The sequence below is a fragment of the Pseudomonas sp. HB05 genome, from assembly GCF_016756915.1.
In the GTDB taxonomy this organism is placed as follows: domain Bacteria; phylum Pseudomonadota; class Gammaproteobacteria; order Pseudomonadales; family Pseudomonadaceae; genus Aquipseudomonas; species Aquipseudomonas alvandae.
In genome coordinates this window covers 128418-138851 of the sequence record NZ_JAESPG010000019.1, presented here as the reverse complement: position 1 = coordinate 138851, position 10434 = coordinate 128418, and the positions used below count along the sequence as shown (strand labels likewise).

Annotated in this window: 9 protein-coding genes; 3 read left to right on the top strand and 6 right to left on the bottom strand. The window is 62.1% G+C overall.

Annotated features, from left to right (window positions below; all coding sequences use genetic code 11):
- Positions 1-35 precede the first annotated feature (35 nt).
- Together JMN22_RS17960 and JMN22_RS17955 are read right to left on the bottom strand one after the other, a co-directional pair.
- A complete protein-coding gene (locus JMN22_RS17960; RefSeq protein ID WP_198796301.1) occupies positions 36-584 on the bottom strand; it encodes a sugar ABC transporter ATPase in 549 nt (182 codons plus the stop codon).
- A gap of 69 nt (positions 585-653) precedes the next feature.
- Positions 654-1421 carry a sulfite exporter TauE/SafE family protein gene (locus JMN22_RS17955; RefSeq protein WP_198796300.1) on the bottom strand — a complete coding sequence of 256 codons (768 nt, stop codon included), beginning with the start codon at positions 1419-1421 and terminating at the stop codon, positions 654-656.
- A 220-nt stretch (positions 1422-1641) separates the two neighbouring features.
- Here JMN22_RS17955 and xseA point away from each other — a divergent pair, with 220 nt between their 5' ends.
- From xseA to leuA, 3 genes are all read left to right on the top strand, one after another.
- On the top strand, positions 1642-3021 hold the full coding sequence (gene xseA / locus JMN22_RS17950; protein ID WP_198796299.1) for an exodeoxyribonuclease VII large subunit: 1380 nt from the start codon (positions 1642-1644) through the stop codon (positions 3019-3021).
- Positions 3022-3024: 3 nt separating this feature from the next.
- Entirely contained in the window at positions 3025-3846 is an 822-nt protein-coding gene (locus JMN22_RS17945) for a peptidoglycan DD-metalloendopeptidase family protein (RefSeq protein ID WP_198796298.1), read from the top strand.
- A 463-nt stretch (positions 3847-4309) separates the two neighbouring features.
- Positions 4310-5989, top strand: a complete 1680-nt coding sequence (gene leuA / locus JMN22_RS17940) for a 2-isopropylmalate synthase (protein ID WP_030139581.1) — start codon at positions 4310-4312, stop codon at positions 5987-5989.
- 207 nt (positions 5990-6196) lie between these two features.
- Here leuA and JMN22_RS17935 read toward each other — a convergent pair whose 3' ends face one another.
- From JMN22_RS17935 to der, 4 genes are all read right to left on the bottom strand, one after another.
- A complete protein-coding gene (locus JMN22_RS17935) occupies positions 6197-6616 on the bottom strand; it encodes a hypothetical protein (protein ID WP_030139582.1) in 420 nt (139 codons plus the stop codon).
- Positions 6617-6679: 63 nt separating this feature from the next.
- Positions 6680-7474, bottom strand: coding sequence for an amidohydrolase (locus JMN22_RS17930; protein ID WP_198796297.1), 795 nt, complete (start codon positions 7472-7474; stop codon positions 6680-6682).
- The gene (locus tag JMN22_RS17925; RefSeq protein ID WP_198796296.1) at positions 7462-8610 is read right to left on the bottom strand and encodes a pyridoxal phosphate-dependent aminotransferase; all 1149 of its coding nucleotides are present in this window, start codon (positions 8608-8610) and stop codon (positions 7462-7464) included. Before JMN22_RS17925 ends, JMN22_RS17930 begins: the two co-directional genes overlap by 13 nt.
- 280 nt (positions 8611-8890) lie before the next feature.
- The gene (der, locus tag JMN22_RS17920) at positions 8891-10363 is read right to left on the bottom strand and encodes a ribosome biogenesis GTPase Der (RefSeq protein ID WP_030139585.1); all 1473 of its coding nucleotides are present in this window, start codon (positions 10361-10363) and stop codon (positions 8891-8893) included.
- Positions 10364-10434: the final 71 nt, after the last annotated feature.

The following is a 10434-nucleotide window of genomic DNA, read 5'->3' as shown; positions in this document are numbered from 1 at the left end:
CCCCCCCCCACAAAAGCATCCAGTTGTGTACCTATCTACAACTCCACCTTCACCCAACTCACCGGCTGATCCAGCCAATCGGCGAATTCATCGATGAAGTCCTGCTTGAATCCCGCCTCCAGCCAGTTGTTGAAGATGAAACCCAGGTTGGAGAAAGCGCAGGGTTGCAGGAACAGGAAGCCATTGATGTCATCTTCATGCCCGCATTCAGGGCAGGTGAAGTTATCGGTGCGCCCCGGCATCCAGTCTTCCAGGCTTTCGAACAACGCTTCGCCAATCTCCTTGCGACACTCGGCACAACCAGCTTCCTCGAGAAAGCCCTTGGCCGGTGTATAGATACAGCGCTTGGTGATGATCTCCAGGCCGTTGACCGGTTCGCCGAAAGGCAACGCGTCGGGATGCAGGACCACGTCGCGGGCACCCGGGGCGATGGCATGGGCCATGCGATTGCCGGTGCGTCCGCAGGTGGTCAGTTGTTCTTCGACGATGTTCTTGCGCACCAGCCAACGCACGATCGCCCGGGCCCGAGGCTCGTGGACCGGCAAGGTGGAAATTTTCGGGACGATGATGCTTTGCGAATTCATGGCGAGGCCTGGCGGTTTTCCTGGCGGATCTTATAAAAGGCCGGCAGCTTAATCCCTGGCGGGATCAGGTCAAGCACTCAGGTAGCGCCCGATCAACGCGAGGCCACTGGCGAGCACCAGCCACGTGACCAGGCGCACGAAGGCCTCTCGGGACATTTTCATGGTCAGGCGACGCCCCACCCACAACCCCAGCGCCATGGCCGGCATCAAACACAGCGCCAGTACCAATAAGGGTAGCTCGGCATACACGCCCGCGATGACGAACAGACTCAAGCGTACCACCGTGCTGCAGCTGATCAGCGCACTCTGGGTCGCCTGCGCCGCCTCCTTGGACAAACGGCTGTTCAGGTAGATCGCATACAAAAAGCCGCCACTGCCAAACAGCGCGCCAAACAATCCGCCCACCGTGCCCATGGGGATCGACCACAGCGCCGATAGCTGCGCCGGCCGGGTCTTTATCAACAAGCTGTAGATCGCATAGGCACTGATAAACAGCCCCATCAACAGCAGTAAGAGATCGGACTTGAGATTGAGCAGGAAGATCACGCCCAAGGTGCAACCCACTGCCATGCAGGGCAGCAACCGCAGCAGCTCCGGCCGGGACACCTCCCGGCGCGAAGGCAACAGGTTGCCGAAGGCCGCGACGAAATCCAGCAACACCAGCAACGGGACGATCTTCGACAGGGGCATGAACAACAGCAGGATCGGCGCCGCCACCAGCGCCGTGCCGAACCCGGCGATGCCGAAGACGATGTAGGCCAGGACGATGGCCGAGCCGATCACCAGCCATTGCGTGGGGGCGAATGCCCATTCACCTAGCCACGGTAGAAAATTCATCCGGCACTTCCTTGATGAGGAGAGCGGGGACTTTAGCCAGATGCCGAGGGGGACATCCAGCATTTATATCAACCGATCCGACGCTATCGCGAGCAAGCTCGCTCCCACATAGGGAGTTCAGCGCGACATAAATCCAGTGTGGGAGCGAGCTTGCTCGCGATGCAGGCAACCCGGTCTAATTCTCTGCACACTGTCCGCGAATCCCCTTATCATGCCGCCCATGATTAAAGATCCCTTTGCCCGACTGGGCCTGGACCGCGAGGTCCTGACTGTCAGCCAGCTCAACGGCCGTGCGCGGGTGTTGCTCGAAGACGTGTTCAGCAACATCTGGGTCGAGGGCGAAATCTCCAACCTCGCCCGCCCCGCCTCCGGCCACGTGTATTTCACCCTCAAGGACAGCGGCGCCCAGGTGCGTTGCGCGCTGTTCCGGCAGAACGCCGCGCGGGTGCGCCAGGCCTTGAAGGACGGGCTGGCGGTGAAGGTGCGCGGCAAGGTCTCGCTGTTCGAAGGCCGTGGCGACTATCAACTGATCCTCGACACCGTGGAACCGGCCGGCGATGGCGCCCTGCGCCTGGCCTTCGATGCCCTGAAGGAAAAGCTCAGCGCCGAAGGCCTGTTCAGTGCCGAGCGCAAGGTACCGTTGCCGGCCCATCCGCAACGCATCGGCATCATCAGCTCACCGACGGGCGCGGTGATCCGCGACATCATCAGCGTATTCCGCCGCCGCGCTCCGCAGATTTCCCTGACCTTGATTCCCACCGCCGTACAGGGCCGCGAGGCCACCGCGCAAATCGTCCGCGCCCTGAAACTGGCCGATGCCCGTGGCTTCGACGCGCTGATCCTGGCCCGGGGCGGCGGTTCGCTGGAAGACTTGTGGTGTTTCAACGAAGAAGCCGTGGCCCGGGCCGTGGATGCCTGCGTCACGCCGATCGTCAGCGCCGTCGGCCATGAGACCGACGTGTCCATCAGCGATTTCGTCGCGGATGTGCGCGCGCCGACTCCGTCCGCCGCCGCCGAACTGCTGGCGCCTGATGCCGGCGACCTGGTGCGCCGGGTCGAGAGCCTGCATCGCCGGCTGGTGATGCGCATGCGCGATCGGCTGATGCGCGATCAACTGCGCCTCGAAGGCCTTACTCGCCGCCTGCGTCATCCCGGCGAACGCCTGCGCCAGCAAGCCCAGCGCCTCGATGATCTGGACATGCGCATGCGCCGGGCTTTCGAACGCAACCTCAATACCCGCCGCGAACGGCTGATCCGTCTGGAAACCCGCCTGGCCGGGCAACACCCGGGCCGACAGTTGGCCATGCTGCGCCAACGCCTGGACAGCCTGGCCGAACGCTTGCCCCGGGCCATGCGCGAAGGCCTCAAAACGCGACGCGTGCAATTGCACAACCAGATGCAAACGCTGCACATCGTCAGTCCCCTGGCGACCCTTGGCCGGGGCTACAGCATCCTGCTCGACGAGCGTGGCCATGCGATCCGTAGCGCCGGGCAAACCCAGACCGGCCAGCGATTGACCGCCAAGCTCGGCGAAGGCGAACTGCTGGTGCGGGTCGAAGACAATCACCTGACGCCGGTCACCCTTTCTCTACTGGACTGATTCATGCCGCGATATCTCGCCTCATTGCTCTTGCTGTGCCTGACCTTCAACGCCTACGCCGACAGCTACATCAGCCGCCTGCTGAACAAACCGGTGCCCGGCGGCGTGGCCGTGGTGGACCTGGGCAGCGCGGCCCAGGCGCCGAAAGCCACCTACCAGGGCAAACCGGTGCTGGTGGTCAAGGAACAGCAGAATTGGCTGGCAATTGTCGGCATTCCGCTGACGGTCCAACCCGGCACGCAGCAGATCAGCAGCGGCGGCAGTACCCAGCCCTTCGTGGTCGGCTACAAGAAGTACCCAGAGCAGCACATCACGCTGAAAAACACGCGCCAGGTCAACCCGAACCCGGCGGACCTCAAGCGCATCAACGCCGAGCTCGCGGTGCAGTTGAAGGCCTACCGCAGCTTCAGCCCGAACATTCCCAGTAACCTGTTGCTGGACAAACCGGTCAACGGTCCGCTGTCGAGCAAGTTCGGCGTGCGTCGCTTCTTCAACGGTGAAGAACGCAACCCCCACGCCGGCCTGGACTTCGCCGTGCCCGCTGGCACGCCGATCAAGACCCCGGCCGCCGGCAGGGTGATCCTCACCGGCAATTACTTCTTCAATGGCAACACGGTGTTTGTCGACCATGGCCAAGGCTTCATCAGCATGTTCTGCCACATGTCGAAGATCGACGTGAAGGTCGGCCAGCAACTGGCCCGCGGCGCGGTGGTCGGCAAGGTCGGCGCCACCGGTCGCGCGACCGGGCCGCACATGCACTGGAACGTCAGCCTGAATGATGCGCGGGTGGATCCGGCGATTTTTATCGGTGCGTTTCAACCCTGAGTGTTTGTGGTGAGGCTACTGGCCTCATCGCGAGCAAGCTCGCTCCCACATGGGGATCTCAGTGAACAACATTTGCAATCAGCACAGATCCCCTGTGGGAGCGAGCTTGCTCGCGATGACGGCTGTCGCATCACCGCCTCCTGCGGATTGCCAAGCTAAAAACATCGACGCAATTTCCAGGAACCCATTCCCGAACATGCGCGATTAAATCCCGCAAATCAGTTAAAAAACAGAACTTCTCCCAATTTTCCCCGACTGCTTGCAACCCCCCGCCCACGCGGTTAGGGTTGAAAGCATGAAAACCTCTCACACCCTCATTCAGCTTCGCCAGCACCGCAGCCTGTGCCTCGTCAGCGCACGACTGCCGGGCTGAATCGCGGCACCTCGTCCCGGCTGAACAGCCACCCCATTCGAAACACCGGCAGGCCGCCTTTTTCCGGCCACGACAATAAGGATTCCGCCCATGAGCATGCTCAAAGACCCGTCTTCGAAATACCGCGCGTTCCCGACCATCAACCTGCCGGATCGCACCTGGCCGTCGAAGACCATCACCGCCGCGCCGATCTGGTGCAGTTCCGACCTGCGCGATGGCAACCAGTCGCTGATCGAGCCGATGGACGCAGTCAAGAAGCTGCGCTTCTGGAAGACCCTCGTTGCAGTAGGCGTGAAGGAAATCGAAGCATCGTTCCCAGCGGCGTCGCAGACCGACTTCGATTTCGTGCGCACCCTCATCGAAGAAGGCCACATCCCGGACGACACCACCATCCAGGTGCTGACCCAGGCCCGTGAAGACCTCATCGCCCGCACCTTCGAATCCTTGCGTGGCGCGAAGAAGGCCATCGTCCACCTGTACAACGCCACCTGCCCGTCGTTCCGCCGCATCGTGTTCAACCAGGACAAGGAAGGCGTGAAGGAAATCGCGGTGAACGCGGCCAAGCTGTTCGTCAAATACGCCGCCCAGCAGCCGGAAACCCAGTGGCAGTTCGAATACTCGCCAGAAACCTTCAGCGCCACCGAGCTGGAGTTCGCCAAGGAAGTCTGCGACGCCGTGATCGAAGTGTGGAACCCGACGCCTGAGCGCAAGGTGATCCTCAACCTGCCGGCCACCGTGGAAGTCGCCACCCCGAACATCTACGCCGACCAGATCGAGTGGTTCCACCGCAACATCACTCGTCGTGACAGCGTGCTGATCAGCCTGCACACCCACAACGACCGTGGCACCGGCGTGGCCGCTACCGAACTGGGCCTGATGGCCGGCGCCGACCGTGTCGAAGGCTGCCTGTTCGGCAACGGCGAACGCACCGGTAACGTCGACTTGGTGACCGTGGCGCTGAACCTCTACACCCAGGGCATCAACCCTGAACTGGATTTCTCCGACATTGACGGCGTGCGCAAAGTGGTCGAAGAGTGCAACCAGATTCCGGTGCACCCACGTCACCCGTACGTCGGCGACCTGGTTCACACCGCCTTCTCCGGTTCGCACCAGGACGCCATCCGCAAGGGCTTTGCCCAGCAGAAACCGGACACCCTGTGGGAAGTGCCGTACCTGCCGATCGACCCGGCCGACATTGGCCGCAGCTACGAGGCAGTGATTCGTGTGAACAGCCAGTCGGGCAAGGGCGGCATCGCCTACCTGCTGGAACAGGAATACGGCATCAGCCTGCCGCGTCGCATGCAGATCGAGTTCAGCCAGGTGGTGCAGCGCGAGACCGATCGCCTGGGCCTGGAGATGACCGCCCAGCAGATCCATGCCTTGCTGCAGCGTGAATACCTGCAAGCCAACACCCCGTACGCGCTGGTCAGCCATCGCCTGCAGGAAGAAAACGGCAACAGCGCCGTGGAAGTGGAAGTGGCAAGCAAGGGCCAGGGCGAAACCAACCTGCACTGGCGCGGCCGAGGCAACGGCGCCCTGGAAGCGCTGGTGGCCGGCCTGCCGATTCCGGTGGAAATCATGGACTACAACGAGCACGCCATCGGCGCCGGCACCAATGCCAAGGCCGCGGCGTACATCGAACTGCGGGTCAACGGCGAGCGTGCGGTGCACGGCGTGGGCATCGATGAAAACATCACCACGGCGAGCTTCAAGGCACTGTTCAGCGCACTGAACCGCTCGCTGAGCCAGCCGGAAGCCAAGGCGGCTTGATCCAAGGCTGAAATGCAAAAAGGCCCTGGGGTGTGAACCCTGGGGCCTTTTTGTTTGGCTGATGGTTTTGTGTGGCCTGTTCCGGCCCCTTCGCGAGCAAGCCCGCTCCCACAATGGATCTGCTGCGAGAACAAACTCTGTGCCTGGCAGAAATCTCCTGTGGGAGCGGGCTTGCTCGCGAAGGGGCCCTTTCAGACGACCAAAATGTCAGGCATGGGTATCGATCGAAACAGTCATCGCCTGCAACAGCGCAGCCTGCAGGGTCTGCAAGGTCGCCTGGGTTGCCATGATCTGGGTCTGGATCGCCATGGCTTCCTGGGATTTCTGCTCCTGATCGGCCTGGCTTTTCTGCACGCGGGCCAACTGGGCTTGCTGTTCGGCCAGCAGCTTCTCGGTCCGCTCGATCTGCTTCTTCAACTGCTCGATGACGTCGCTGGCGCCGCTGCTGCCGCCTGCACCGGCGATGTTCGCACCGCTGGTGTCGACTTTCAGTGCCTTGTCTTTGTCTTCGTTGCTGTCAGTCGGTGTCACCGGACTGACCGCCTTCTCTTCCTCAGCCCCGCGAATGGAGACTTTTGGAGCTGACAGCGGATAAGGGTTTACGGTCGTTGCGCTGATACTGGTCATAGAGACTCCTCCTTGGCTGACCGGTTATCGGCACGCAACAGCGCTTCTTGAGGCTGAATCGTTTCAATAAATAAACTCGAAACGGTCGGCGTCCAGGTTGGCCGGAAACCGCGTGCGATAAGCTGCCAGGTCCGCCGCGCTCAGGCACACGGTGAACACTCCGTCGGCTTCGCCAGCGCTGAGCAGGGTTTCGCCCTGGAAGTCCAGCACCTGGCTGTCGCCGGTATAGGCGAAGCCCTTGCCGTCAGTGCCGATCCGGTTAACCGCCGCTACGTAGCACAGGTTTTCGATGGCCCGCGCCGGCAGAAGCCGGTTCCAGTGATGGCGCCGGGCGCCCGGCCAGTTGGCGGTATACAGCAACAGGTCAGTGTCCTCGGCGTCGCGACTCCATGCAGGGAAGCGCAGGTCGTAGCAGATCAACGGGCGAATCCGCCAGCCCTTGAGCTCGAACAGCACCTGCTGGTCGCCCGGTGTGTAGTGGTTATGCTCGCCCGCCATGCGGAACAGATGGCGCTTGTCGTAATGCAGCACTTCGCCGTCCGGCCGCGCCCACAGCAAGCGATTGCGATGGCTGCCATCGGCGGCCTGGACGATCACGCTGCCGGTGATTACCGCATCCAGTTTCGCCGCCTGGTCCTTGAGCCACTTGCTGGCGGGTCCGTTTTCAGGCTCCGCCAGGGTCTCGGATTCCATGGAAAAACCGGTGGTGAACATTTCCGGCAGGATGATCAAGTCCGCCCCGCGCGCCTGCTCAAGCAACGCGTCGAAATGCTCCAGGTTGGCCCGGCGGTCGTGCCAAGCCAAGGTGGTCTGGATCAAGGCGACGTTCAGGTTGGGCAAGGCGCTCAGATCACGCATAGTTTTTCCGCCGCTTCGCGCAGCGTCTCCTCGCGCTTGGCAAAGCACAAGCGCACCAGGCGCTGGCCCTGCGGCGGGTTCTGGTAGAAGACCGAAATCGGAATGGTCGCCACGCCGTGTTCACGGGTCATCCACAGCGCCATGTCGACGTCATTGAGGTCCGGGCGGATCTGCGAGTAATCGACCAGTTGGAAGTAAGTGCCGGCGACGCGCTTGAAGCTGAACCGCGACGGCGCCAGCAGATCGCAGAACAGGTCGCGCTTGGCCTGATAGAAGCCTGGCAATTCATCGACATGTTCGGGGTGCTCGACCATGTAGTCGGCCAACGCATACTGCAATGGCGTCACGCCGCAGAAGCTGACGTACTGATGCACCTTGCGCAGCTCCGCCGTCAGGGCCGCAGGCGCGACGACGTAGCCGGTTTTCCAGCCCGTGACGTGGTAGGTCTTGCCGAACGAACTGACCACGAAGGCGCGGCGATACAGTTCCTCATGGGCAAGTACGCTGACATGAGGCACGCCGTCGAATACCAGGTGCTCGTAGACTTCGTCGCTGATCAGGTAGATGTCGCGATCACGGATCAAGGCCGCCAATTGGTCCAGCTCGGCGCGGCTGATCAACGCTCCGCTGGGGTTGTGCGGCGTGTTGAGGATGATCATGCGCGTGCGCGGGCTCAGGGCTTCGCCGAGCTTCTGGAAATCGATGGCGAAATCGTCCAGGCCCAGTGGCACATGCACGCAACGCCCGCCGGCCAGTTGCACGGAAGGCTCGTAGCTGTCGTAGGCTGGGTCGAAGACGATGACTTCGTCGCCACTGTTAACCACCGCCGCAATAGCGCAGAAAATCGCCTGGGTCGCGCCTGGGGTCACGGTGACTTCCTGATCGGCATCGACGCTGGCGCCATAGCTGCGGGCGATCTTCGCCGCGATCTGCTGGCGCAGCACCGGCAGGCCGGTCATGGGCGAATATTGGTTGTGGCCTTGGGCAATGTGCCGGCCGACCGCATCGCGCAGGGCCTGCGGGCCATCGAAATCGGGAAACCCCTGGGACAGGTTCAGCGCGCCGGTCTGTGCGGCGAGCTGTGACATCTGGGTGAAAATCGTGATGCCGACGTTCGGCAACTTGCTGGTGATCATCGAGGGTTCCCTGGGTCTGCACCCGGCTCTGGTGCGGCGCGGGAGAGGTCGAGGATAGCCCAATCGCCGGGCATGAAAAAGGGTGCCCGTGGGCACCCTCTTCAATGCATCTCGTCGCAGAACCTGTGGCGAGGGGATTTATCCCCGCTGGGTTGCGCAGCAGCCCTAGAACCCAACAACTCGGTATATCAGGCGTATTGAGTTGCCTGTCTTGGGGCTGCTTCGCAGCCCAGCGGGGATAAATCCCCTCGCCACAGGGTTCGGCGCGCTGCATCGACAATCAGCGCTTGTCGCGGCGCTTCTTGTCGGCCTTCTTGTGGTGCGACATCAAGCGGCGCTTCTTGTTGACCTGGCGGTCGGTGAGCGTGTTCTTGTTGCCTTCGTACGGGTTCTCGCCGCCCTTGAACTCGATGCGGATCGGGGTGCCGACCAACTTCAGGACGCGACGATAAGTGTTCTCCAGATAGCGAACGTACGACTTGGGCACTTTCTCGATCTGGTTGCCGTGGATCACAATGATCGGCGGGTTGGCGCCACCCAAGTGGGCGTAGCGCAGCTTGATCCGACGATTGTTGACCATCGGTGGCGCGTGCTCGCCAACGGCGTCTTCGAGGATCTGGGTGAGGCGGTTGGTCGGCCAGCGGGTGACCGCCGACTTGAACGAGTTCTGCACCGAAGCGTAGAGGTTGCCCACGCCCGTGCCGTGCAGGGCCGAGATGAAGTGGATGTCGGCGAAGTCGACGAAGAACAGCCGGCGCTGCAATTCGACCTTCACGTAATCCCGTTCGCTCGGCGTCATGCCGTCCCACTTGTTGATCGCGATGACCAGCGCACGCCCGGCTTCCAGGGCAAAGCCCAGCAGGTTCAGGTCGTGATCCACCACGCCTTCGCGGGCGTCCATCACGAAGATCACCACGTTGGCGTCCTTGATCGCCTGCAGCGTTTTCACCACGGAGAACTTTTCGACTTCTTCGTGGATCTTGCCGCGCTTGCGCACACCGGCGGTGTCGATCAGCGTGTACTTCTCTTCGTTACGCTCGAAGGGGATGTAGATGCTGTCGCGGGTGGTGCCGGGCTGGTCGTAGACGATGACCCGGTCTTCGCCGAGCATGCGGTTGACCAAGGTCGACTTGCCGACGTTCGGGCGACCGATGATCGCGATCTTGATCCCGTCTTTTTCGCTCGGGCCCGGAATGCGCTTGGCTTCCTCACCCTCGGCAACGATTTCTTCCTCGCCTTCTTCCGGCTCGTCTTCGTCATCCTTGGGGAAATCCGCCAGGGCGATTTCCAGCATCTGGGTGATGCCGCGTCCGTGGGCACCGGCGATCGGGATCGCCTGGCCCATGCCCAACGGCGCGAACTCGGCGCGGGCCATGTCCGGGTCGATGTTGTCGACCTTGTTGGCGACCACGTAGGAACGCTTGTTACGCTTGCGCAAATGCTCGGCGATCATCTGGTCGGCGGCGGTAAAACCGGCCTTGGCGTCTACCAGGAACAGCACCACATCGGCTTCTTCGATGGCGAGCAGAGACTGCTCGGCCATTTTTTCGTCCATGCCGTGTTCATCACCGGAGATGCCGCCGGTGTCGACCAGAATATAGGTACGCCCTTGCCACTTGGCCTCACCGTATTGGCGATCACGGGTCAGACCGGACAAGTCGCCGACGATGGCGTCGCGAGTCCTGGTCAGGCGGTTGAACAAGGTGGACTTGCCGACGTTCGGTCGGCCCACCAGGGCGATTACGGGAACCATGCGGCTCTCCACTTCGTTATTTCAGAAAATACAAAAGCCGCTGCGAGGCAGCGGCTGGTGCTCGGGGCCAA

Bases quoted from the DNA above. Each gene is read 5' to 3' on its own strand.
- JMN22_RS17960 (WP_198796301.1), bottom strand. From the start codon at position 584: ATGAATTCGCAAAGCATCATCGTCCCGAAAATTTCCACCTTGCCGGTC.
- JMN22_RS17955 (WP_198796300.1), bottom strand. From the start codon at position 1,421: ATGAATTTTCTACCGTGGCTAGGTGAATGGGCATTCGCCCCCACGCAA.
- xseA (WP_198796299.1), top strand. From the start codon at position 1,642: ATGATTAAAGATCCCTTTGCCCGACTGGGCCTGGACCGCGAGGTCCTG.
- JMN22_RS17945 (WP_198796298.1), top strand. From the start codon at position 3,025: ATGCCGCGATATCTCGCCTCATTGCTCTTGCTGTGCCTGACCTTCAAC.
- leuA (WP_030139581.1), top strand. From the start codon at position 4,310: ATGAGCATGCTCAAAGACCCGTCTTCGAAATACCGCGCGTTCCCGACC.
- JMN22_RS17935 (WP_030139582.1), bottom strand. From the start codon at position 6,616: ATGACCAGTATCAGCGCAACGACCGTAAACCCTTATCCGCTGTCAGCT.
- JMN22_RS17930 (WP_198796297.1), bottom strand. From the start codon at position 7,474: ATGCGTGATCTGAGCGCCTTGCCCAACCTGAACGTCGCCTTGATCCAG.
- JMN22_RS17925 (WP_198796296.1), bottom strand. From the start codon at position 8,610: ATGATCACCAGCAAGTTGCCGAACGTCGGCATCACGATTTTCACCCAG.
- der (WP_030139585.1), bottom strand. From the start codon at position 10,363: ATGGTTCCCGTAATCGCCCTGGTGGGCCGACCGAACGTCGGCAAGTCC.